The organism is Pseudomonas sp. BF-R-01, from assembly GCF_019946615.1.
Lineage (GTDB): Bacteria > Pseudomonadota > Gammaproteobacteria > Pseudomonadales > Pseudomonadaceae > Aquipseudomonas > Aquipseudomonas migulae.
In genome coordinates this window covers 88432-111909 of sequence record NZ_JAGYFX010000008.1, presented here as the reverse complement: position 1 = coordinate 111909, position 23478 = coordinate 88432, and the positions used below count along the sequence as shown (strand labels likewise).

Annotated in this window: 18 protein-coding genes; 12 read left to right on the top strand and 6 right to left on the bottom strand. The window is 59.4% G+C overall.

The genetic code is table 11. The features are described from left to right. The first annotated feature begins 97 nt into the window (after window positions 1-97). The 4 genes from KGB27_RS05885 (at window position 98) to KGB27_RS05870 (ending at window position 8214) form a co-directional block, all read left to right on the top strand. Window positions 98-1090 carry an AraC family transcriptional regulator gene (locus KGB27_RS05885; RefSeq protein ID WP_008030718.1) on the top strand — a complete coding sequence of 331 codons (993 nt, stop codon included), beginning with the start codon at window positions 98-100 and terminating at the stop codon, window positions 1088-1090. Window positions 1091-1333: 243 nt separating this feature from the next. Then, window positions 1334-2371: a histone deacetylase family protein gene (locus KGB27_RS05880; protein WP_192228177.1), complete on the top strand. Its 1038-nt coding sequence runs from the start codon at window positions 1334-1336 to the stop codon at window positions 2369-2371. A 5-nt stretch (window positions 2372-2376) separates the two neighbouring features. Further along, window positions 2377-3477 carry a polyamine ABC transporter substrate-binding protein gene (locus KGB27_RS05875; protein WP_008038136.1) on the top strand — a complete coding sequence of 367 codons (1101 nt, stop codon included), beginning with the start codon at window positions 2377-2379 and terminating at the stop codon, window positions 3475-3477. A gap of 150 nt (window positions 3478-3627) precedes the next feature. After that, window positions 3628-8214, top strand: a complete 4587-nt coding sequence (locus KGB27_RS05870) for a dermonecrotic toxin domain-containing protein (protein ID WP_223553541.1) — start codon at window positions 3628-3630, stop codon at window positions 8212-8214. Between the two features lie 28 nt (window positions 8215-8242). Here the strand turns inward: KGB27_RS05870 and KGB27_RS05865 are convergent, their stop codons facing one another. Continuing rightward, window positions 8243-9793 (bottom strand): PLP-dependent aminotransferase family protein, encoded by a 1551-nt coding sequence (locus KGB27_RS05865; protein ID WP_207284979.1) that lies wholly within the window; start codon window positions 9791-9793, stop codon window positions 8243-8245. 90 nt (window positions 9794-9883) lie between these two features. Between KGB27_RS05865 and KGB27_RS05860 the strand changes: the two genes are divergently transcribed. From KGB27_RS05860 to KGB27_RS05850, 3 genes are read left to right on the top strand one after another with little or no spacing between them, the layout of a single operon-like run. Further along, on the top strand, window positions 9884-10507 hold the full coding sequence (locus KGB27_RS05860; RefSeq protein WP_223553539.1) for an FMN-binding negative transcriptional regulator: 624 nt from the start codon (window positions 9884-9886) through the stop codon (window positions 10505-10507). Between the two features lie 9 nt (window positions 10508-10516). Beyond that, window positions 10517-10963 carry a GNAT family N-acetyltransferase gene (locus KGB27_RS05855; RefSeq protein ID WP_008038140.1) on the top strand — a complete coding sequence of 149 codons (447 nt, stop codon included), beginning with the start codon at window positions 10517-10519 and terminating at the stop codon, window positions 10961-10963. A 17-nt stretch (window positions 10964-10980) separates the two neighbouring features. Further along, entirely contained in the window at window positions 10981-11652 is a 672-nt protein-coding gene (locus KGB27_RS05850; protein ID WP_008030727.1) for a GNAT family N-acetyltransferase, read from the top strand. A gap of 93 nt (window positions 11653-11745) precedes the next feature. Here the strand turns inward: KGB27_RS05850 and KGB27_RS05845 are convergent, their stop codons facing one another. Beyond that, the gene (locus KGB27_RS05845) at window positions 11746-12645 is read right to left on the bottom strand and encodes a homocysteine S-methyltransferase family protein (protein WP_223553537.1); all 900 of its coding nucleotides are present in this window, start codon (window positions 12643-12645) and stop codon (window positions 11746-11748) included. A 110-nt stretch (window positions 12646-12755) separates the two neighbouring features. On the opposite strand from KGB27_RS05845, the gene KGB27_RS05840 reads away from it, so the two are divergent. The 3 genes from KGB27_RS05840 to KGB27_RS05830 all read left to right on the top strand — a co-directional run bounded on the left by KGB27_RS05840 (window position 12756) and on the right by KGB27_RS05830 (window position 17122). Next, window positions 12756-13577: an ABC transporter substrate-binding protein gene (locus tag KGB27_RS05840; RefSeq protein ID WP_223553534.1), complete on the top strand. Its 822-nt coding sequence runs from the start codon at window positions 12756-12758 to the stop codon at window positions 13575-13577. Next, entirely contained in the window at window positions 13574-14410 is an 837-nt protein-coding gene (locus tag KGB27_RS05835; protein WP_008030736.1) for an amino acid ABC transporter permease, read from the top strand. Before KGB27_RS05840 ends, KGB27_RS05835 begins: the two co-directional genes overlap by 4 nt. A gap of 378 nt (window positions 14411-14788) precedes the next feature. After that, window positions 14789-17122, top strand: a complete 2334-nt coding sequence (locus KGB27_RS05830; RefSeq protein WP_223553533.1) for an autotransporter domain-containing protein — start codon at window positions 14789-14791, stop codon at window positions 17120-17122. Window positions 17123-17200: 78 nt separating this feature from the next. On the opposite strand, the gene oadA is transcribed toward KGB27_RS05830, so the two are convergent. Continuing rightward, complete coding sequence (gene oadA / locus KGB27_RS05825) at window positions 17201-19009, bottom strand: sodium-extruding oxaloacetate decarboxylase subunit alpha (RefSeq protein ID WP_223553530.1); 1809 nt, start codon at window positions 19007-19009, stop codon at window positions 17201-17203. 11 nt (window positions 19010-19020) lie between these two features. Further along, a complete protein-coding gene (locus KGB27_RS05820; protein ID WP_008030739.1) occupies window positions 19021-20436 on the bottom strand; it encodes an acetyl-CoA carboxylase biotin carboxylase subunit in 1416 nt (471 codons plus the stop codon). A 190-nt stretch (window positions 20437-20626) separates the two neighbouring features. Here KGB27_RS05820 and KGB27_RS05815 point away from each other — a divergent pair, with 190 nt between their 5' ends. Beyond that, window positions 20627-21589, top strand: coding sequence for a LysR family transcriptional regulator (locus KGB27_RS05815; RefSeq protein WP_008038154.1), 963 nt, complete (start codon window positions 20627-20629; stop codon window positions 21587-21589). Here the strand turns inward: KGB27_RS05815 and KGB27_RS05810 are convergent. After that, entirely contained in the window at window positions 21531-21740 is a 210-nt protein-coding gene (locus KGB27_RS05810) for a PA3496 family putative envelope integrity protein (RefSeq protein WP_008030742.1), read from the bottom strand. The genes KGB27_RS05815 and KGB27_RS05810 overlap by 59 nt on opposite strands. A 188-nt stretch (window positions 21741-21928) precedes the next feature. Continuing rightward, the gene (gene hexR, locus KGB27_RS05805; protein ID WP_008027445.1) at window positions 21929-22795 is read right to left on the bottom strand and encodes a transcriptional regulator HexR; all 867 of its coding nucleotides are present in this window, start codon (window positions 22793-22795) and stop codon (window positions 21929-21931) included. A gap of 353 nt (window positions 22796-23148) precedes the next feature. On the opposite strand from hexR, the gene KGB27_RS05800 reads away from it, so the two are divergent. After that, on the top strand, window positions 23149-23463 hold the full coding sequence (locus KGB27_RS05800; protein WP_008038170.1) for a hypothetical protein: 315 nt from the start codon (window positions 23149-23151) through the stop codon (window positions 23461-23463). Window positions 23464-23478: the final 15 nt, after the last annotated feature.

The following is a 23478-nucleotide window of genomic DNA, read 5'->3' as shown; positions in this document are numbered from 1 at the left end:
ACACACCGCGGTGCATGAATCGCCAGCAAGCCGGCTCCTACAAGTGCTCGGCATGTAATTTGCTGCGTTCCAGCCATCCCAAGGCTGGAAGCCGCTCATGCTGCACTCCCACCTCACCACCCTCAATGCTGTCTCCCTGGTGCTCAACGCCTTCAAGGCCGAAGGCCTGTCCAGCGACGCCTTGCTCGCGGGGAGCGGTATCAGCGCAGCGGACTTGAACCGTGCCGACACGCGCATCACCACCAACCAGGAAATGCAGGTCTGCGCCAACGCGGTCGCGCTCAAGCGTGACATCGGCCTGGAGCTGGGTCGGCGCATGCACGTTTCCTGCTACGGGATGCTCGGTTATGCGCTGCTCACCAGTGCCACCTTCGGTGACGCTTTGCGCCTGGCGATACGTTTTCCGGCGCTGTTGGGAACACTTTTCGAGCTGAGCCTGGAGGACGACGGCGAACGCATCTGGTTCGTCGCCGCCGACTACCGGGAGAGCCCGGCGATGGCGGTGTTCAATGCCGAGTTCTGCCTGGTGTCATTGAAAGTCACCTGCGACGACCTGCTCGGTCACCCGCTGCCGTTGATCGCCGCACGCTTCGAACATGCCGCGCCGGACTATCAAGCGACCTACGCCGCACACTTCAACTGCCCGCTGCACTTCGAAGCGCGGGACAACGCCTTTGCTTTCGACAAGCGCTGGCTCGACCAACCCCTGCCGCTCGCGGATGTCATCACCCATCAGGCCATGGCCGAACGCTGCCGCAAGCAGAACCTCGAGTTCACCGGACGTCAGGCGTGGCTGGGGCGGATTCGTCAGTTGCTCAGCGCGCAATTGAATGCTGCACCGGGGCTCGAAGGGTTGGCCGAGCAGATGAATTGCTCGGCGCGGACATTGCGTCGCCACCTCAAGGACCTGGGGTGCAGTTATCAGGAGTTGCTGGATGAGCTGCGATTCGAGCAGGCCAAGCAACTGCTCTGCGAAGACCAGATGCCGATCTACCGGATCGCCGAAGTGCTGGGCTTCAGCGAGACCGCGAGCTTCCGCCATGCCTTTGTGCGCTGGAGCGGCGTGGCGCCCAGCCAGTTCCGCCCATAAACGCCCCCCTGTAGGAGCGAGGCTTGCCCGCGAAGGCGTCCTCGAGAACGCCAAAAAGCTTCGCGGGCAAGCCTCGCTCCTACAGGGATCGGGTCGTTTGGGGGCGTTGCGGTGTCGAAAAGGGGCGAATTTCGGTCAACTATTTTGGCCACATCGATCCCCTTTTGGCCTTTTCTGCCGTTCTCCGAATCGCCATCCGCCGCAAGACTGTGTTCAACCGAATCAGCCTGCGGAGAACAAGAAATGCTGACGATCTACTCGGACGATCACCACCTGCACCACGGCCGTTGTGAATTGATAGACGGGCAACTCAAGCCCTGCTTCGAAATGCCCTCGCGCGCCGACCATGTGCTGTCACGGGTGCAAAACCAGAAGCTCGGCCCGGTAGAAGCGCCGAAGGATTTCGGCCTCGACCCGATCGCACGCATCCACAGCCGCGACTACCTCGACTTCTTCAAAGGCGCCTGGGCACGCTGGACCGAGTTCAACACCGACGGCGACTTGCTGCCTTACACCTGGCCGGCCCGTACCTTGCGCCGCATCAAACCCACCAGCCTGCACGGCGAACTGGGTTATTACAGCTTCGACGGCGGCGCCCCGATCACCGCCGGCACCTGGCAAGCCGCGTACAGCGCAGCCCAAGTGGCGCTCACCGCCCAGGCGGAAATCCAGCGCGGTGCGCGCAGTGCCTTCGCGTTGTGCCGTCCACCGGGACACCATGCCGCCAGCGACTTGATGGGCGGTTATTGCTACCTCAACAACGCCGCCATCGCCGCTCAGGCGTTCCTCGATCAGGGCCACAAGAAAGTCGCGATCCTCGACGTCGATTACCACCACGGAAACGGCACCCAATCGATTTTCTATGAGCGCAGCGACGTGCTGTTCACCTCGATCCACGGCCATCCGGAAGCCGAGTTTCCGTTCTTCCTCGGTTATGAAGACGAGCTCGGAGAAGGCGCGGGCGAAGGCTTCAACTTCAACTACCCGTTGCCCGCCGGCAGCGGTTGGGACACCTGGTGCGCAGCGCTGGAACAAGCCTGCAAAGAGATCGAAAAGTACGGCGCCGAGATCGTCGTCGTGTCCCTGGGCGTCGATACGTTCAAGGACGATCCGATCTCCCAGTTCAAGCTCGACAGCCCGGATTACCTGGCGATGGGCGAGCGCATCGCCAAGCTGGGCGTGCCAACCCTGTTCGTGATGGAAGGCGGTTACGCGGTCGAAGAAATCGGCATCAATGCCGTGAACGTTCTTGAAGGTTTTGAAAGCGCCCAAGGGAAATAACAACAATGAACACACTCAAGCGTTTCATCGTGCCCGCGCTCTGCGCCACGGTGCTCAGCGGGGCCGCTCACGCCGAAGAGCGCACGTTGCGCGTCTACAACTGGTTCGACTACATCACCCCCAAAGCGCTGGAAGACTTCAAGGCGCAGAACACCCAGACCAAGCTGATCTACGACATCTTCGACACCAACGAAGCACTGGAAGCCAAGCTGCTGACCGGCAACTCCGGTTACGACGCGGTGGTGCCGTCCAACGTGTTTCTCGCCAAGCAGATCGAGGCCGGTGTTTTCCAGCCGCTGGACCGAAGCAAACTGCCGAACTGGAACCACCTCGATCCCAAGCTGATGAAGCTGATCGAAGCCAACGACCCCGGCAACAAATTCGCCGTGCCGTACATGTACGGGACCATCCTGATCGGCTTCAACCCGGACAAGGTCAAAGCCGCGCTGGGCGCCGACGCGCCGGTTGACAGCTGGGACCTGATCTTCAAGGAAGAGAACATCAGCAAGCTCAAGCAGTGCGGCGTCGCCCTGCTCGATTCGCCGTCGGAAATCCTGCCCCTGGCCCTGCAACACCTCGGCCTGGACCCCAACAGCAAGAAGCCGGCGGACTACGAAAAGGCTGAAGCGCTGTTGATGAAGATCCGGCCGTACGTCACGTATTTCCACTCCTCCAAATACATGGCCGACATCGCCAACGGTGACATCTGCGTCGCGGTCGGTTATTCCGGCAGCTTCTCCCAGGCGGCCAACCGCGCCAAGGAAGCAAAGAACGGGGTGACCGTCGACATGCGCCTGCCGAAAGAAGGTGCGCCGATCTGGTTCGACATGCTCGCGATTCCGAAGGGCGCGAAGAACACCGAGGACGCCTACACCTTCATCAACTACCTGCTGCAACCGCAGGTGATCGCGCCGGTCAGTGACTTCGTCGGCTACCCGAACCCGAACAAGGACGCTACGGAACTGGTCGACCCGGCGATCCGCAACAACCCGAACCTGTACCCGACCGAAACGGCCATGGCCACGCTTTACACCCTGCAACCGCTGCCGCGTGATGCCGAACGTGCGCGCACGCGGGCCTGGACCAAAATCAAGTCGGGGACCTGAAGCCCTCCCTGAAAAGCGAAGACCCGCCGTGATGCGGGTCTTTTTTTGCCTGCGATATTTATGTACCGCCAGACACCTGAGCTCGCCCGATACCGTCCCCTGATCCAGCGCTGCGCATTCAACCGCAGCGTACTCAATCAGGAGACGACCATGTCCGATACCCCTTCCCCGAGTGCAGAAAATGTACTGACCCAACTGGTCACCGGCCCCTCGATCAGAGAGGTTGCAGCGACTGCATTGGCGCCTGCACTCAACGCGCTTTACCCGCAGTTGAAGATAGATCCGACGCTCGCCACGGTCGTCACTCCGACCTGGGTCGATACCGGCAGCGAGGTCGCGCCGGGCAATAATCTGTATGAATCGCTCACCGACGTATTGGTGCGGCTCGGGTTGTCGGGTTCGACGGTGATGCTCATCGATGGCGAGCATTTCCTGACCCTGCAACCGGGCGTTGTACCGCCGGCTCAACTGCCCGTGAACATCACGGCCATCGGTTCACTGATCAATACGCTCGCACCGCAGCTGTTCATCGCCTACCAGCAACAGCAACTGGATTACTGGAATCAGCAGACAAGCCCTTCGACCCCACGCTGGCATCAGCTCTCGCAGGCGCTGCAAGACATCTGGAACCTCGATGCGACCACCGACTGGGATGCCGATCAAAAAGCAATGGCCCTTGCCGTGTTCACTCAGCCGGATCGGGCAGCACGGCGCTCACAGGACAAGTACCTGACCAAGGCCTGCCTGATCGATACCGAACACGTTGAAAGCGCGCAGAGCAAACATCTGCGGGTTCTGGATATCGCCGTGTTTGTGGGCACGTCGGGCAGTCGAACCCTGGTGCTGACCCACTCGATTACCGAAGGGTTCAGGCGTTACGACTCTGTTGCGGCGCTGGGCGAAACATTGTTTGCAAACCCTGGGGCGTCGAGCACCGGGCAGACCCTGCAATGGCGCCTGTATGAACCCGAGGGCAACTTCTTCCATCATCAAGCGTGTGCGCTGATCGCACTCGAAGCCGAAGCCATCGGTGCCTTCAATACATTCCAGAGCACTACGCCAACCAGGCTTTCACCGCAAATCAGCGCGGCGGCGAAGAGTTTCACTGAGTTTGAAGCCCTGCCTTCGTCGCGCTTCAACCAGGTTCAGGGGTTACTGACAGGCTGGCTGAGCAACGCATCGTCAGCGGACCTGACCCGTTACAGCCGACACCTGATGGACCTGGCGCAGTTGCGAGAGCAGGACGCTGGAAAAACCTTCGACGAAGGCATCGCTTCACTGCCGGAATTTACCCTGCAAACCCTGCGAGAGCAGATGATCAAGGATCATCCAACGGCAGCGGACCTGAATCTGAAAGACATTCAAATCAGCATCACCAGCCTCATCGTGCTGGGCACTTTCGTGGTCCCCGGCAAGACGCAGACCGTTACGTTGTCGCTGATCGAATTGGCACTGCAAAACCTGATAGCCGTTCCGTTGGGCAACAAGACGGTGCAGTACAAAAACGGCGACCCTGTGCCCGCCTGGATGACACCCGCCTACCTGGAAGAACTCGTGACCCAGGTCGATATCGGCGCGGTCTACCCGGCACTGATCAAGCGCAAGCTGCTGGATGACTCGCGAGAATCGTTGCGCCGACAAACGCTCTACACGCGTCATCTGCGCACCCAGTTGCCCTTGCAGGCGCTGCAACACAAGATGCGCGGCGAAGCCGGCATTGATGAACGAGGCTACCAATACGTCAACGCAGCCCTGCAGCAAAGCGCGGCCGACCGCCGGGTGAATGGGCAGGAGATTGTCATTCGCCCGTTGGCTTTTATCAGCAGTGAAAGCGCCGACAGCAAGGGCGACGAAGTCGCCAATATGTTCGTCATCGGCCCACGCTCCACTGATCAAGGACCGTGCCTGCTCTACCGGCCATTGCTCGTGCCCTCGCTGACGCAGTACCCGAACGAAGCCAATCTGCTGTACGCGATCAAGCACGAAAAACCCCTTCGCCAATCGGTCCTGGCATGGCTGGCCGACGACGTGCGCTTCAACTATTCCCAGTACGTGTTTTCCGGTGAGTTGCCTTCGGTCTGGACCCTGACCCAATTGCTGGTCGATCCCACCTCGGCGCTGGGCAAGATGGGCGCGGTGTCGCTCAGTGCGGCAGCCCTTGATGATGATTCACTGGCGCCGCTGTTCAAAGCCAATGCCAACGCCATGATGACGTTGGCTGACCGTCAATCAGTGTCCAATGCACAAGCTCGCTGGGAAACGCTCAAGCACGGTGCATGGATGCTGTTCAACGTCGCCTTGCCCTTCCTCGGGCGCACTGCCGGGGTTGCCGCGTGGATCTGGCAGATCATGGACGACTTGCAGGAAATCACCGATGCCGCAGAAAGCGAAGACAGCCAACTTGCCTGGTCTGCCGTGACCGATTTGCTGTTGATGCTCGGCATGGTACTGGCTCATCGGGCTGCCGCTCGCCATAAACCGGTCTCGCGATTAGCCGAGAAACTCGAGCCACCACCGGTCACACCGCCCATCAAGCCTGCGCAGAAAATCACGGTCACTCGCCTGCCCGACCTTAATCAACTGCCTCACGACCATGAGACGTCTTTGCACGCCGTCGCCACGCTGCCGCCTGTAGCGTTGGGCATCTTGCTGGATGAACTGGCCATCGCCGAACCCAAGGGAATGGCCGTCGCCTCCAGCGTGGCCGGCCCTCACCAGCACCTCAGTTCACTAAACGGAAAATGGTATGCGAAGGTCGGCCAGCGATGGTTCGAAGTCACCCTCAACGACAATAACGACGTGCAGATCATTGACTCACGCCAGTCCCCCCCGCGCACCGGGCCGTTGCTGATCAAGAACGCCAGCGGCGAATGGTTTATCGATACACGGCTGAGGCTGCGGGGCGGGGGCAGGGAGAGGCAGCGGCTGGAACAGCAAAACAAAGTGCGTCTGGCTGAACTGAAACAGCAAATGACAGCGTTCGAAAGCCAGGTCAAAAGCCGGGAAACAGAACTCAAGGAAGCTGAAAAAAACGCGAAGGCAGCGAGCGCCACCGACACCCATCGCCGCTTGTACCTTGAAATGCTCGATGCGCAGATGTCACTCATCGGCGCCAACATTGAGCAGATGAAAGCGTTCAATGCTCGCGAAGCCATTCCCAATTTCCGAAAAGCGATGATCAGCCGTCTGGATTTCCAGCTATCGCTGCTGGAGAAATGGTTCGACCACCAGCGTCCTGTTTTCGACAATCAAATGCGTCTCTCCCTCAATCTTCTCGACACACAACCAACGGAAAACACGCAGGCCGCCCGACAGACCTTTCAACACATGAGCGATCTGACCGAGGGCTACATCAACAAAATCGAATTCGCGCAATCGCGCTTCGAGCAACTGAACCTGCTCGGCAAAGAAGCCGTGGAAGTGATCCGCGACGTCAAGGCCAACATACCGACGTTCGATTTACAGGACCTCAAACTGTTCCAGATCACGCTGGCCCAGGAGTTGTGCCTCGCACCCTCGGTTGCGCTCACGCATGAAGCACGCCCGGCGCTGGAGAGCGTTGTCGAAAACGCAGCGCTCGCCATCCAGGCTTCACTGGATCTGGCCGCTGACGAAGACGTGTTGCGCTTGCCGGAGCGAATCGAGGGGCTCAGTGATCTGGTGGAGCAACTCACGGTCACCGATCAGCGCATCATCGATCTGCCCGGCGAGTTCCCCGGTCAGTTCCTGCAATCCGCGCTCGACCTGATGCGCCAACGTATCGACGCGTTTCAACAGCGCACCGTGAAGCACCTGGCGAGCCTGCTGCGCGAGCGCCAGGCGCTCGAACCGCAACCTGGCCCTTCCCGTCTGCCGACCGCTCCTGTCAAACGCATCATCAAGACCCGTTACAACGGCACGGTGGTCGGCCAACTACGCGCCGATGCCGTGGCGGACGGATCAGAACTGGTCGACGTAACCTCGACGCTGACAGGCAAAGTCATCTCGACCTTTCATGAGAAAACCCCAGGAGTGTGGGTTGAACGAGTGGCCGCGAAACCGGATTCCCCTGTTGTCATCCGACCCGATTTGGGTACAAGCGTTGTTCAAGGTCAGGCAATGCTGGACGGGCTGGAGGCATTCATCCGTCGAACGGACGCCCATTCAAAAGGAGCGCGGCGAATTCCCGTGGAAATCGAGGAAATGTTCCATCAGCAGGCCCATCGACTGCAGGAGGCCGCCAAGGCAATCGACGAAGCGCTGATTTCCAGCAACGCCACCGATGACGGTCCGGGGTCTGCCGTGACACTGGTCAAGCAGCTGAATGACGGAGCAACCCGCCTCTACAGTCAGGGACGCACAATGCGAATCAGCATGACAAAACTACAGCCGCCGACGGCCGAGCGGGTCCAGTGGCTGCAAAGCGAAGGTCAGGTCGACATCGTCAGGAACCCCGGCCGACGCTTGCTCAAAAGCCGTAAAAAAGACTACCTCGAGGAATATGAAGTCCGTGACCACACCAGCAAAAATGTTCTGTGGTATGCACACTTTCACTACGCGCAGCCCGAGTCGCCTGTCCAGACGTTCACGGCGGCGCATCTGAAAACCGTGCAGCAACGGCTGCTGGGCGGCGCATCCGAGGCGCGCAGTGCAAATGACGATCTCCACGCGATTGCGATTTATCGCAGCGAAATCAGCCCACAACTGGCGACTGCACTGTTTTTCGCGAAGGTGCTGCCGTCGGCCTCAAAATCGTAAGTCTTGCGTCGGGGTGAGCCGTGACGGCTTAACGCCGCCAGACCTTTTCCAGTCGCCCGAGTGCGGTGCTGATGGCCGCCTCGGGCACCGCCGCGAAACCCAGGACCAGCCCGGCACGCTGGTCCACCGGTTTCTGCGAATCCGGCAACCAATAGCTGCTCAGCGCATTGATCTCGACATCGACGCTGGCGGCTTTTTCTATCAATTCGTACTCGCGCGCCTGTGAGTCGACCGCCACCGTCAGATGCAGCCCTGCCGCGACACTCGGCAGGCTGCCGATGCCGGGGATGTTCTGCGGCCAGCCCGCCAGCAACGTATTGCGTCGACTCAGGGCGGCACGGCGCATGCGGCGGATGTGCCGCTGGAAATGCCCGGCGGCCATGAACTCGGCCATCACCGCCTGGGTGCTGACTTCGGAATGCCGGACGTCCACCGCTCGACGTTGAGAAAACGCCTGCACCAGAGCCGGCGGCAACACCAGATAACCCAGGCGCAACGCCGGGAATGCAACTTTGCCAAAGGTCCCGACGTACAAGACCCGGCCCTGCCGATCGAGTGCCGCCAACGGCGCCAGGGGTGCGCCGCTGTAACGGTATTCGCCGTCGTAGTCGTCCTCGACGATCCAGCCTTGGTTGCGCTCCGCCCAAGCGAGTAATTCAAGACGCCGCGCCAGGCTCATTACCACGCCGGTCGGGTATTGATGCGAAGGCGTGACATAGGCCAGTCGACAATCGCTGAGCCGGGCCAGTTCGGTGCAGTCGATGCCCTCGCCGTCCACCGCCACCCCATGCAATTTCGCCCCGGCCACGGCGAACGCATGACCTGCCGCCCGATACCCCGGATTTTCAATCGCCACCCCGTCGCCCGGCTCCACCAGCAGCTGTGCACAAAGGCTAATCCCCTGCTGTGCGCCGCTGGTGATCACTATTTGCTCAGCCGTGCACTGCATCCCCCGCGAACTGCGCAAATAAGCGGCGATCAGGCCGCGCAAGCGCGCATCGCCTGCCGGATCGCCATAACACAGCTGCTGCAAATCCGGTTTACGCCAGAAAGCCGCATTCAGCTTGGCCCACACCTCGAAGGGAAACAGGTCAAACGCCGGAACGCCCACCCGAAAAGCCCGAGGCGGACCGCTGGGCGGCGTGGCCAAATGGTTCTTTTCAACGCGCCCCAGCGCTCCGCTGTGGATAACTTTACTGGATGAAACCACAGGTAAATCCAGCCAATTTGTGGATAAGGCTGTGGGTAACCCTGTTGACAACCCTGTGGATACTTTTGTGGATAGTTTTTTCGTGGGCAACGCCGCTTGAGGCAATTGCGCGACGTAAGTCCCGTCCCCGACACGCCCCTCGATGAAGCCCTCTGCATAGAGCTGATCGTAGGCGCGAACCACGCTGTTGCGGGAAATCGCCAACGCCGCCGCCAAGTCCCGGCTGGCCGGCAATCGAGTGCCACTGGCCAATCGCCCGTCGAGCACCCGCAGGCGCAAGGCCTGATAGAGCTGACGACTAAGCCCCTGACGGCGATCAAGTTCGATACCGGCGGGGTTGAACGATAGGGAAAGCGGCGCTTCGCTCATGGCAATGGACCTATGAAATTGGTCGTTAATGGCTCTTACAACAGACCAATAGCCTGCCTAGGATGGATGCATTCGCCAAGGAATTTTTCCATGTACAACCCCAGCGGCTTTGCCATCAAAGATTTGCATGAACTGCAGCAGCAGATACTCGACACGCGTCTTGCCGTGGTGATTACCCACGACGAGCAAGGCTTGCAAGCCAGTCACCTGCCGTTGTTGTTCAGGCCCGAGCAAGGTCCGAATGGCACCCTGTACGGTCATTTCGCCCGGGCCAACCCGCAATGGAAGGCACTGCAAAACGGTGCCGAAGCGCTGGTCATTTTTGCCGGTGCCGACGCGTACATCAGCCCGGGCTTTTATCCGAGCAAAGCCGAGCACGGCAAAGTCGTACCGACCTGGAACTACGTCGCCGTACACGCTTACGGCACCGCAGAGGTTTTCACCGACGCCGACCGCCTGCTCAATCTGGTCAGTGCGTTGACCGATCGCCATGAAGCCGGTCGCGCCCAACCATGGACAGTCGCTGAAGCACCCGCCGACTACATCGACGGCATGCTCAAGGCCATCGTCGGGTTTGCCCTGCCGATCCAGCGCCTGGAAGGCAAACGCAAACTCAGCCAGAACCGCAGCACCGCAGACATCGCCGGTGTGCGCGAGGGGCTCGCCGCCAGCCCCGACGTGCACGACCAGGCCCTCGCCCACTTGATGCGCTAAGGATTGAACATGAGTCAGATTGAAATCCGCCAGGTCACCGCTGCTGATCACGCTGCGTGGCTGCCGTTGTGGCAAGCCTACCTGCGCTTCTACAACACCGAACTGCCTGAGGCGGTCACGGACAGCACATGGCAACGCCTGCTCGACTCGAATGAACCGACTCATTCGGCATTGGCGTGGAGCGATGGCAAAGCGGTCGGCATGGTGAACTTCATCTACCATCGGTCGAACTGGAGCATCGAAAACTCCTGCTACCTGCAAGACCTGTTGGTAACACCCGAAACCCGCGGCACCGGCGTCGGCCGCAAACTGATCGAATTTGTCTACGCGACCGCCAAAGCGGACGGTTGCTGCAAGGTCCACTGGTTGACCCACGAAACCAACGCCACCGCGATCCAGCTCTACGAGCGCATCGCCGAGCGCCCTGGTTTCATCCAGTTCCGCAAAGCCCTTTAAGGTTCAAGGAGAACGACATGACGACTTCACTCGCAGACTGGAAAGGCGTCCCGGCGCCAACGGTGCAAACCATCGAAGGGCGCTTCATCCGCCTGGAAAAACTCGACCCGGCGCGCCATGGCGACGGTTTGTTCAAAGCCCTGCAAGGTCCGGGCGCCGACCCGAAACTCTGGGATTATTTGCCTTACGGTCCTTTCCCGGAGCGCAGCGTTTTCAACGACTGGCTGAACAATCACGCGGCCAACAGCGACCCGTATTTCTTCAGCGTGATCGACCGTGCCAGCGGCGATGTGCAAGGCATTCTCAGCTTGATGTCCATCGTTCCGTCTCAGGGCCGTATTGAAATCGGCCACGTCACCTTCGGTGCGCCGATGCAGCGCTCGCCGAAAAGTACCGAGGCGGTGTATCTGCTGGCGAAAGAGTCGTTCGCCCTTGGTTACCGGCGTCTGGAGTGGAAATGCAATAACGGCAACGCGCGTTCCAAGTACGCGGCGGAGCGGTTGGGGTTCAGTTTTGAAGGGGTGTTCCGCCAGCACATGGTGGTGAAGGGGCAGAACCGGGATACGGCCTGGTATTCGATTCTGGATTCGGAATGGCCGGTGGTTGGGGCGGGGTTTGAGCGGTGGTTGAGTGATGAGAATCAGACGGGGTCGGGGCAGGTGAAAACTCTGGCTGAGTGTCGCGGGTAAATCAGCGGCGCCTGGACGGACGCCTTCGCGGGCAAGCCTCGCTCCTACGGGATCATACGAACCTGTAGGAGCGAGGCTTGCCCGCGAATGGCATCACACCAATTTCTGGGCAAGCACCGCAATATGCTCCGGCCCAATCCCGCAGCACCCACCCAAATGGCTGGCACCGCGCTCTTTCCAGTCCGCCGCCCAATGCAGGTAGCCCGGCGGGTCCAGATCGTCGCGCAACGGGTCCAGACCGTCATTGGCTGTCGCCTCTTTCGGTTGCGGCGGGAAGGCATTGGCGTACGCGCCGATGTGAATCTTCACCCCCAGACGCTCGAACGTTGCCCGCGCCGCATCAATCGCCGCACCGATCACTTCCGGCTGGCTGCAGTTGAACAGCAACGTCTCGACGCCCAGCTGCGCAGCCACCGCAGCGGCTTCGGCCACAGGTTCGCCGGAACGCAAGCGCGGGACTTCGTCCGTGTCCTCATCCTTCAGGGTAAACGACAGCCAGAACGGCTTGCCGTCCTGCGGCAGACCGGCGTGAATCGCTCGCGCTTCCACGATCGAGCTTTGGGTTTCGGCCAGCCACAGGTCGACATGCGGGGCCAGCCCCTCGACCAGCGGCGCGAGCAATTCCGTCACCCGAGTCGCGTCGAACAAATCCGGCCGATAGGAACCGAACAACGGCGGCAATGAACCCGCCACACGCACCGGTTTGCCCGCAGCGTCCACCGCACGCCTGGCCAACTCCCCGGCCAGCGCCGCGAGGGCTCGACCCTCAGCCACAAAACGTTCTTCGCCAATGTGAAAAGGCACCACCGCATAGCTGTTGCTGGTGATCACGTTCGCGCCGCTTTCGATATAAGCCGCGTGCACCGCCTCGACGGCCTGCGGCGCTTCGCTCAAGGCCAGCGCCGACCATTCCGGCTGTCTGAACGGCGCACCGCGGCGCTGCAACTCACGACCCATGCCGCCATCCAGAATCACTGTGCTTGCTGCGCTCATATGCTTTTCACTCATATGCTTATGAAAATAACTCACTACCAGAGTCGTTCTTATAACTATTTAATACGCACCATCCGGTTAATAACAACCATTTTTTTTAGGGCTCGACTGTGAAACTTCAACCACTACTGGCCCTGGGCCTGACGATTCTGGCTGCCTCCACCCAAGCCTTCGGCGGCGCCACGCTGGACCGCATCGAGCAAAAGAAAGAACTGGTCGGCGTGCTGATGGAAAGCTATCCGCCCTTCTCGTTCCTCAATGACCAGAACCAGCTCGACGGTTTCGACGTTGATGTGGCCAAAGCCGTGGCCAATAAACTCGGGGTCAAATTGCGCCTCGAAACACCTTCCTGGGACGTGATCGCTGCCGGCCGCTGGAGCGGGCGCTACGACATTTGCATCTGCTCCATGACCCCGAGCAAGGCCCGCGCCGAAGTCTTTGATTTCCCGGTCGAGTACTACGCCTCACCCGCGGTGATCGTGGTCAACGCCAAGGACGACAGCATCCACAACGCCAAGGACCTGAGCGGCAAGAAAGTCGGCCTCACCAGTGCTTCCAGCTACGAAAGCTACCTGAACAAAAACCTGGTGATCGAAGGCGCCGAAGACACGCAGTTGCAGTACCCGTTTGAAAACGTGCAGATCGCCCCGTACGACACCGACAACGTGGCGTTCCAGGACCTGGGGCTGGGCGCTGGCGTGCGACTGGATGCGATCCTCACCAACCTGGTCACCGCGCAGCCGCGCCTGACCGAAGACAAACGCTTCAAGCTTGCCGGCGAACCGCTGTACTCGGAGCCAAACTCGGTGGCCATCGAAAAAGGCGATGCACAGTGGGACGCCAAGGTGCGTGACGTCTTCGCGCAACTGAAACAGGACGGCACCCTGAGCAAACTCTCGCAAAAATGGATCGGCGCCGACATCAGCAAATGACTTCCTTTCCCAACCCACCTCAGCCGCCACAACCGGTGGCTGAGTCCCGGCTGCAACGGATCTTCGGTTTTCGCACGCGGCTGTACCTGACCTGGGCGGCAATGCTGGGTCTGTTCGCCAGTTTCTTCCTGAGCTTCGACCTGAAGTTCTCGATCATCCTCGACAAGCTGCCCAACCTGATCGGCCTGCACCTGGCGCCGAACGGCTTTCTGCAAGGCGCGGCGCTGACCCTGTTTTTGTGTCTGTGCTCAATCGTCGCGTCGTCGCTGCTGGGCTTCATCACCGCCCTCGCACGGCTGTCGAAAAGCGCCGTGGCCTTCGGCATTGCAAGTTTCTACGCTTCGTTCTTTCGCGGCACTCCGCTGCTGATCCAGATCCTGCTGATCTACCTCGGCCTGCCGCAACTCGGCATCGTGCCGGGCGCCGTCGTCGCCGGCATCATCGCCCTGTCGCTGAACTACGGCGCCTACCTCAGCGAAATCTTCCGCGCCGGCATCCTCGGCGTCCCCCACGGCCAGCGCGAAGCCTCGCTGGCACTGGGCATGCGTGAAACCGTGATCTTCTGGCGCGTCACCCTGCCGCAAGCCATGCGCACCATCATCCCGCCGACCACCAATCAATTCATCTCGATGCTCAAAGACTCGTCACTGATCTCGGTGATGGGTGTTTGGGAGGTGATGTTTCTGGCGCAGTCGTATGGGCGCTCGAGCTATCGCTACATCGAGATGCTGACGACGGCCGCGGTGATTTATTGGGTGATGTCGATTGGGCTGGAGCTGATTCAGGCGCGGATGGAGCGGCATTATGGGAAGGCGTATTTGAGTCGTAGTTAGCGAAGGACTGCATCTTTCGAACCTGCGCAACCCTTGTAGGAGCCGGCTTGCCGGCGATGGCGATCTCAAGGACGCCATCGCCGGCAAGTCGGCTCCTACAAGTATCTCCAGAGCAATACATCGAGGGCGTCACAGCCTTTGGCTCAACGCGATGAGCTGTGGGTAGACGAGTTTCCAGGCCGTAACAAACAGACCAGTCCTGAAATGCTGTAGGCAAAAACGCTCGCTCATGAAGGCCACTGCGCGATTAGACTTCACGGTTAAATTTTAGCTACAACCGAATGTCCAAGACCCTGCAAAAACGCCGGAAACGCCCGGCATTCAAGGCCTGGGCCTGCCTCCTAAAGTTCGACCTCCTGAAAAACGAGGTCGTACTCAATGCCCAAGCCTTACCCTCATCGCCCGCACCGAATCGCGTTGGCGGTCGCCCTCACACTCGGCAGCATCGAGTTGTCCATGGCTCAGCAAGCAGAGCTCGATACCGTCATCGAAGCCCCCGCCAAGAAGGCTCGTGCAACGCCTTGGCCTAAAAGAGATGACCTTCTGGCGATCAAAAATTTCATTGGCCCTATGTCGCATGCCGCCAACGCCGCTGCGCCTGAGCCGATAGAATCGTCCATTCCGGTGGTATCCGCACCACCGGCTCCAGAACCTGTGGATCTTTACGCAGACCTCTACGAGTTTCCCGAAACTCTCAACGATTCACTCTTACCAAACCTGCCCGAAAAAGTCGCAGAGCGCATCGCCGCCGAACCGGCCATCAATGACCTGTTAGCGACCGGGGAATTGATCCCTGCGACGGAACAGCATAATCAGGCCCACAAGACACCTGACACACCTTCCGAACCGGTAAACGACGACGTCCCGCTCACGTTCGAGGACTTTGCAAAAGCCGACACAACCAAGCGCACTACTGCGTCAGGGCGGTACACAAGCATCGACGGCGTCTCACTGGCGCTAGGAGACGCAAATGACCTGTTGATAATCAACAAGGGCGCCAGCTTTTCAGGGGAAATACAGGGCGGCGACGGGGTGAACGGCATACTCCTGGACTCTTCCGAAGGCGGCGTACTCGGCCAGACCCGTAACTTCCTAGGATTGCGAGTTGCCCGAGGTGCCTGGTCCTTGACCGGCAAAGGTGACTTTGATGTAGGAGCAGAAGTGTTGAACGGTGCGAAGCTGTTCAACATGGGCAGTATCGCGGGTGATGTCGACGTTTTCGAGGGTGGCACCTACGGTGGGCACGGTGAAGTTCGCGACTTGTTCGTAGGGGGCACGTTAATGGTCACTGAGGCGCTGGGGGCGCCACACGTCAAAGGAGACCTGATCCTTACGCGAAACGCCACGCTGTCTTACGCAGTAACCGCTGCCGGTCAAATGCCAACCCTTGTGGTCGACGGTGTTGCGGACCTTTGGAACGCCTCTCTGAATGTCGCTGCACTGCCGGGCAGCTATTCAACCAGCAACGTATACACCCTGCTCCGAGCCAGCAAAGTGGACGGTGAATTCGATCGTGTCACCAGTAATCTGGCGTACCTGACTCCAAAACTATTCCAGTCCGAAACCGAGGTGATGCTGCAATACACTCGCAACGAATTGCCACTGGATGACTTCGCCCTCGACAACAACAGTGAGAACTTTGCCCTGAGTGTTGTGGAGCCTGCCGCCTCGGCAAATGCCGCCATTACTGCCCTGCTCGGTTCGACCGTGGATACTGCGGCCAATGCCCTCGATCAACTCGCTGGTTACAGCACCGCCAATCTCGCCAAGATAACGCTGAACAGCGACGCTCCGGTGAGCGCCAGCATGCTTTCGGCCATGCGTCAGTTGGATGACGCCTATAGCAAACACGGCAGGCGAAGCAGTTCACCTCGCCTGGCTGCCGGTAGCGAAAACGAGGGCAGAGTCTGGCTGCAAGCGCTGGGGCACGGTGGAAAAGTGGATCGTGATTATGACGCCCTACAACATTCCACCAAGGGTCTGGTAATGGGCGCTGATTGGAGAGTTGATGAGGAATGGCGCCTGGGTGTGATCGGCGGCAAATCCGACACACGCCTGGATAGCCGCACACTCGATGGTCGCCTCGATAGCTGGCATTTGGGGGCCTATGCACTGCGCCGGAATGGACCGATGTCGCTTCGTATGGGGCTCTCCCATAGCAGCCACGATGGCAGCACCAAACGTCGAGTAGCCTTCAACGGATTCAGCGACAACCCCAAAGGTCAGTACGACGCCAATACGCAGCAAGCCTTTGCGGAAGTGGGTTACAACGTGGGTCGCGACGTCTATACCATCGAGCCGTTCGCCAGCCTCGGCTATCAGCGCTATCAACGCGACGACTACACGGAAAAAGGTGGGGACGCGACCCTGAAAGTCTTGGGACAAACACGGAACAACGTCAACAGTACCTTCGGTCTGCGCGTGGCGAAGCTCAACACGCTGAACAACGGAATCAAGTTGACCCCACATCTGAGCGCTGGCTGGAAACATACCTATGGAGAGGTCTTAAGCCACACCCGGCAAAAACTGGCGACCGGAGGCACGCGTTTCACCGTGGAAGGTGCGCCGCTGGATCGCAACAGCGTGATGCTCGATGCCGGGCTCGACCTGTCGCTTTCGGCGCGGCATACGCTGGGCGTTGGCGTCACCGGGGAGATCGGCACCGACAGCCGAAATCATGGCGTCACGGGCCAATGGCGAATGACCTTCTAAACCCCATAAATACCGGGCGAAAAAAAAGGGGAGCACATGCCCCCCCGAGGTTTAAAGCGTTGTATCGAGGCTGTTAACTCAGCCTTCGATCTCGATCAGGATTTCGCCCGGGTTGACCCGGTCGCCCTTGGCCACGTGGATGGCGGTGACTTTGCCGGCGATTGCCGCCTGCACTTCGGTTTCCATCTTCATCGCTTCGGTGATCAGCACGGCCTGGCCGGCTTTCACAACGTCGCCTTCCTTGACCAGCACGTCGACGATGTTGCCCGGCATGGTGGTGCTGACGTGGCCCGGTGCCGTGGCTTGTTTGCGCTTGCTGCTGCCGCCGCTGACGAATTCGTTGAGTGGTTCGAACACCACTTCTTCCGGCATGCCGTCGATGGACAGGTAGAAGTGACGCTTGCCTTCAGCCTTGACGCCGACACCGGTGATGTCGACGCGGTAGGTTTCGCCGTGGACGTCGATGACGAACTCGGTCGGCACGCCTTCGCCGCCGGCAGAGGCTACGCCGCCCGCTTCCGGGATCGGCAACAGCACTTCTGGAGTGAGGGTGCCGGCAGCGCGTTCCTCGAGGAATTTGCGGCCGATGTCCGGGAACATCGCGTAGGTCAGCACGTCTTCTTCAGACTTGGCCACGGCGCCGATTTCGGCACGCAGCTTGGTCATTTCCGGCTTGAGCAGGTCAGCCGGACGAACGTCGATCACTTCTTCGCTGCCGATGGCCTGGCGACGCAGTTTTTCGTTTACGGTGCCTGGCGCCTTGCCGTAGCCGCCTTGCAGGTAGAGCTTCACTTCGTTGGTGATGGTTTTGTAGCGCTCGCCGGCCAGCACGTTGAAGAACGCCTGGGTGCCAACGATCTGCGAGGTCGGGGTTACCAGCGGCGGGAAACCGAGGTCTTCACGAACGCGCGGGATTTCGGCCAGTACTTCGCTCATGCGGTTCAGAGCGCCCTGCTCTTTGAGCTGGTTGGCCAGGTTGGAGATCATGCCGCCCGGTACCTGGTTGACTTGCACGCGGGTGTCGACGGCGGTGAATTCGCTTTCGAACTGGTGGTACTTCTTGCGCACGGCGTAGAAGTACAGACCGATCTCTTGCAGCAATTCCAGGTTCAGGCCGGTGTCGAATTCGCTGCCTTTAAGGGCGGCGACCATCGACTCGGTGCCAGGGTGGCTGGTGCCCCAGGCGAAGCTGGAGATCGCGGTGTCGATGTGGTCGGCACCGTTTTCGATGGCCTTCATCTGGCACATCGCAGCCAGGCCAGCGGTGTCGTGCGAGTGAATGAACACAGGCAGCGACTGCTCGGCTTTCAGTGCCTTGACCAGTTCGCCTGTGGCATATGGGGTCAGCAGGCCGGCCATGTCCTTGATTGCCACCGAATCGCAACCCATGGCTTCCATTTGCTTGGCCTGGTTCACGAATGCCTCGATGGTGTGCACCGGGCTGGTGGTGTAGGCGATGGTGCCTTGGGCGTGTTTGCCCGCCGCTTTCACCGCTTCGATGGCCACGCGCAGGTTACGCACGTCGTTCATGGCGTCGAAGATGCGGAACACGTCGATGCCGTTGACCGCTGCCTTGGCGACGAAGGCTTTGACCACGTCGTCGCTGTAATGGCGGTAGCCCAGCAGGTTCTGGCCACGCAGCAGCATTTGCAAACGGGTGTTAGGCAACGCCGCGCGCAGTTGGCGCAGACGCTCCCACGGGTCTTCTTTGAGGAAGCGTACGCAGGCGTCGAACGTCGCGCCGCCCCAGCACTCCAGCGACCAGTAGCCGACTTTGTCGAGCTTGTCGCAGATCGGCAGCATGTCTTCGGTGCGCATGCGGGTGGCGAGCAGCGATTGGTGGGCGTCGCGCAGGATTGTGTCGGTAACGTAGATTTGCTTGCTCATTGTTCTATTCCTCACAGGCCTGCGTGGGCGGCGATGGCGGCGGCGATGGCCAGGGCCAGCTCTTCGGGTTTGCGCTTGATCGAGTAATTGGTCAGTTCAGGGTGGCTTTCAACGAAGCTGGTATTGAACTGGCCGCTACGGAATTCCGGGTTACGCAGGATTTCCTGGTAGTACGCGGCGGTGGTCTTGACCCCTTGCAGACGCATGTCGTCGAGGGCGCGCAAGCCACGGTCCATTGCCTCTTCCCAGGTCAGCGCCCACACCACCAGTTTCAGACACATGGAGTCGTAGAACGGCGGAATGGTGTAGCCGGTGTAGATCGCCGTATCGGTACGCACGCCAGGACCGCCGGGTGCGTAGTAACGGGTGATCTTGCCGAAGCTCGGCAGGAAGTTGTTTTTCGGGTCTTCGGCGTTGATCCGGAATTGCAGCGCGAAACCGCGGTGCTGGATGTCTTCCTGTTTTACCGAAAGCGGCAGGCCGGACGCGATGCGGATCTGCTCACGCACGATGTCGATGCCGGTGATTTCTTCGGTGATGGTGTGTTCCACCTGCACCCGGGTGTTCATCTCCATGAAGTACACCTCGCCCTCGGCGAGCAGGAACTCCACGGTGCCGGCGTTCTCGTAACCCACTGCCTTGGCTGCGCGCACCGACAGGTCGCCGATGTAGGCGCGCTGTTCCGGGGTCAGTTGCGGGCTCGGCGCGATCTCGATGAGCTTCTGGTTGCGACGCTGGATCGAGCAGTCACGCTCGAACAGGTGCACCACATTGCCAAAGCTGTCGCCGAGGATCTGCGCTTCGATGTGTTTCGGGTTGACGATGCATTTTTCCAGGAACACTTCCGCCGAACCGAAGGCCTTGGTGGCTTCGGAAATGACCCGAGGGAATGCTTGTTCAAGTTCTTCTCGGCTGTCGCAGCGGCGGATACCACGGCCACCACCACCGGAAGTCGCCTTGAGCATCACCGGATATCCGATGCGGTCGCCTTCGACCAAGGCTTCGGCGATGTCCGCGACGTTGCCCTCGGTACCCGGGGTGACGGGTACGCCAGCCTTGATCATGCTGCGACGGGCTTCAGTCTTGTCGCCCATGCGGCGAATCACTTCAGCCGATGGACCGATGAACTTGATGCCGCGTTCTGCGCAGATATCTGCCAGCTCAGCGTTTTCCGAGAGGAAACCGTAGCCGGGATGCAACGCATCACAACCGGTTTCTACTGCCAGATTCACCAGCTTGCGCGCATTCAGGTAACCGGCCAGAGGCTCGGCACCGATGCTGTGGGCTTCATCCGCACGCTTCACATGCAAGGCATGGCGGTCGGCGTCGGAATAGATCGCAACCGAGCGAATGCCCATCTCGGCGCAGGCTCGCACGATTCGTACGGCAATCTCACCACGGTTGGCGATCAGGATCTTTGTTATCACTTGGAGTTTCCCTTGAGCCGGTGGTACCCACGACCTGCTAGACCAGGTCGACGCGTGACCAAATGTTTCAATTCAGTCGCAGGCCCACACTAGCCCCCGCAAGGGATTAACAAAAATGATTAATTATTGGGTCAGGCATAAGTAAAGACTTATAGTTGATGCATCAGCCTGCGGCAGGAGCTTTCAGATAATGCGTAAGTCATTGATGCGTATGACATTGCGTCAATTGCAGATCTTCAATGAGGTCTGTGATTTACGGTCTTACAGCCGTGCGGCGGACGAAATGTCGCTCACACAACCTGCCGTGAGCCTGCAGATTCGTCAACTTGAGGAGCTGATTGGTCAGCCTTTGTTCGATTACGTCGGCAAAAAACTCTACATGACCGAAGCGGCTGAAGCGCTTCAGCGGGCCAGCCGGGATATTTTTGGGCGCCTGGAAAACCTCGACATGCAGCTGTCGGACATGCAGGGATCACTGCAGGGGCAACTGAAACTGGCGGTGGAATCCAGCGCCAAGTATTTCGTACCGCACCTGTTTGCCGCGTTCAAGCGCCAGCATCCGGAAGTGAATCTGCAACTGACGGTGGTCAACCGTGGGCAAGTGATCCGCCGTCTCTCCGACAACCGCGACGACCTGGTGATCATGTCCATGGTGCCACAGGACATGGGGCTGGAGTTTCTGCCGTTCCTCAACAATCCGATCGTGGCCGTGGCGCCGCCGGATCATCCGCTGTGCCATATGGGACCGTTGCGCTTGCAGGACCTCGAACCCTACACGCTGCTACTGCGCGAACCCGGCTCGGGGACGCGACTGGCGTGCGAAGAGTATTTCAAAGAGAAGCGCGTGCATTTCAACCAGACCCAAGAGGTCGCATCGGCCGAAGCTCAGCGCGAATGTGTGCTGGCGGGTCTGGGCGTCGCGCTGTTGACGCGCCACGCCCTGAACCTGGAGTTGGCGACCGGCGGACTGATCGAGTTACCGGTCGAAGAACTGCCACTGTTTCGCAGCTGGTGCCTGGTGCAGGCCAAGGCCAAACGTCTGTCGCCGGTGGCCCACGCATTCCTTGCGTTTATCCGCAGCGAACGGGTGCAGATCAGCGCCCTGGTTGAGCGTTTCGACGGGAAGTTGCGGGAGCTGCCTGCCAGTAGTTGAGTTCCAGCTCGGGAAAATCACCGATCTCGGCCAGCAACTGGCGGCGTTCGCAGCGATCTTCGATAGCGCGGCGGAATTCCATGCGGCGCTGGTCTTCTTGCTGACGACGGGTTTTGACGGCGCTGTTGCGTTCTTCGTAGGGCTGGGCCATTTCGAGTCTCCCAAGGCGATTACGGGAGTTACAGGATGGGCGCGAGGGATGACGGTTTGGCGGCTTGTGCGTTACAGGCAGATGAAAGTTATCGGATTTGAAAACGCCTTCGCGGGCAAGCCTCGCTCCTACAGGTTTGCATTGTTTGTAGGAGCGAGGCTTGCCCGCGAAGACGCCCTCAAGACGAATCAGTCGTCCAGGGCTTTCACCGATTTGGGCGACAACCGCAAGCTGCGCAGGCTGCGCTTGACGCTCTTGAGGTGGTTGACCAGGCTCGGCCCGCGCGCCATGGCTACGCCCATCGCCAACACGTCGATCACCACCAAATGGGCGATGCGCGAGGTCAGCGGTGTATAGATTTCGGTGTCTTCATGCACGTCGATGGCCAGGTTGACGGTCGACAGCTCGGCCAACGGTGTCTGGCTCGGACACAAGGTGATAAGCGAGGCACCGCTTTCACGCACCAGATTCGCGGTAATCAACAGATCCTTGGAACGCCCGGACTGGGAAATGCAGATCGCCACGTCAGTCGGCTTCAAGGTGACCGCCGACATCGCCTGCATGTGCGGGTCGGAATACGCGGCCGCCGTCAGCAGCAACCGGAAGAATTTGTGCTGGGCATCCGCCGCCACCGCGCCTGACGCGCCAAAGCCATAAAACTCGACACGCTGGGCCTGGGACATCAGCGATACCGCGCGCTGCAACTCCACCGGGTCGAGCTTCTCGCGAACCTCCATCAGGGTGTGCAGTGTGGTGTCGAAAATTTTCAGGCTGTAATCGGCGACCGAATCGTCTTCATGGATCGCGAACTGGCCGAAGCTCGCACCAGCCGCCAGGCTTTGCGCCAGCTTCAGTTTCAGATCCTGAAACCCGGAACAACCGATGGCGCGGCAGAACCGCACGATGGTCGGCTCGCTGATGCCCACGCTGTGGGCCAGGTCGGCCATGGAGCTGTGCATCACCGCCGCCGGGTCAAGCAGCACGTGGTCGGCGACCTTGAGCTCCGACTTGCGTAACAGGTGGCGTGACTGGGCGATGTGTTGCAGCAGATTCAAGGGGCTGGACTCTTTGTTATTGGCAGGCGCCGGGGATGTAGCAAGCTTGTAGTTATACTACAAGAATCGGCTTTTTGCCTGCTCAATGCGCAACCGAATCCCTCGTTTTCAGGCGTGCGCGCTTCATGTAGCACTCATTATCAGAGCGGCAACGCAACCGAAGCACACCCTTAGGCTAACAACCCTCCCTGATCGACTCACTCAAAGTAGCAGGGCCTTAGTTGCTATAAGAGCAAAAAAACAAAACACTCAAACTTACAAATGCAAATAACAACCCTCTTCCAAAAACAACTTCACCTAGTTACCTTGATCGTGCAGGAAGCAATCAAACTTAATTAAAGGAGTTACACACTATGAGCATTAAAACCAAAGACTGGACCGCACAAATTGACCGTATGCCTGGCGCAGCTTCTTTCCGCGCTTTCGGCACCGTAACCGTTGCACACACAGGCATTACCCCCAAGCTGGTAATGACCGATCTTCAGGATAAATCCTTTGATCTGCGACTGGAGTTGATTCTTGAAAACTCCAACGAAATTTCACTGCAAGTTGAAACAGACAAAGTTGTCGAATATAAAGCACTGGGGGACTCTAATGTTTCCGGCGTGAGCATCTTTTATAAAGGTGAAAAAATTCACCACATCGATAAAGTTCTGATTACAAACTAAGTCTATAAACACCTT

Bases quoted from the DNA above. Each gene is read 5' to 3' on its own strand.
- KGB27_RS05855 (WP_008038140.1), top strand. From the start codon at position 10,517: ATGAGTCAGATTGAAATCCGCCAGGTCACCGCTGCTGATCACGCTGCG.
- KGB27_RS05865 (WP_207284979.1), bottom strand. From the start codon at position 9,793: ATGAGCGAAGCGCCGCTTTCCCTATCGTTCAACCCCGCCGGTATCGAA.
- KGB27_RS05860 (WP_223553539.1), top strand. From the start codon at position 9,884: ATGTACAACCCCAGCGGCTTTGCCATCAAAGATTTGCATGAACTGCAG.
- KGB27_RS05830 (WP_223553533.1), top strand. From the start codon at position 14,789: ATGCCCAAGCCTTACCCTCATCGCCCGCACCGAATCGCGTTGGCGGTC.
- KGB27_RS05835 (WP_008030736.1), top strand. From the start codon at position 13,574: ATGACTTCCTTTCCCAACCCACCTCAGCCGCCACAACCGGTGGCTGAG.
- KGB27_RS05800 (WP_008038170.1), top strand. From the start codon at position 23,149: ATGAGCATTAAAACCAAAGACTGGACCGCACAAATTGACCGTATGCCT.
- KGB27_RS05870 (WP_223553541.1), top strand. From the start codon at position 3,628: ATGTCCGATACCCCTTCCCCGAGTGCAGAAAATGTACTGACCCAACTG.
- KGB27_RS05885 (WP_008030718.1), top strand. From the start codon at position 98: ATGCTGCACTCCCACCTCACCACCCTCAATGCTGTCTCCCTGGTGCTC.
- KGB27_RS05850 (WP_008030727.1), top strand. From the start codon at position 10,981: ATGACGACTTCACTCGCAGACTGGAAAGGCGTCCCGGCGCCAACGGTG.
- KGB27_RS05845 (WP_223553537.1), bottom strand. From the start codon at position 12,645: ATGAGCGCAGCAAGCACAGTGATTCTGGATGGCGGCATGGGTCGTGAG.
- KGB27_RS05875 (WP_008038136.1), top strand. From the start codon at position 2,377: ATGAACACACTCAAGCGTTTCATCGTGCCCGCGCTCTGCGCCACGGTG.
- KGB27_RS05880 (WP_192228177.1), top strand. From the start codon at position 1,334: ATGCTGACGATCTACTCGGACGATCACCACCTGCACCACGGCCGTTGT.
- KGB27_RS05810 (WP_008030742.1), bottom strand. From the start codon at position 21,740: ATGGCCCAGCCCTACGAAGAACGCAACAGCGCCGTCAAAACCCGTCGT.
- KGB27_RS05815 (WP_008038154.1), top strand. From the start codon at position 20,627: ATGCGTAAGTCATTGATGCGTATGACATTGCGTCAATTGCAGATCTTC.
- oadA (WP_223553530.1), bottom strand. From the start codon at position 19,009: ATGAGCAAGCAAATCTACGTTACCGACACAATCCTGCGCGACGCCCAC.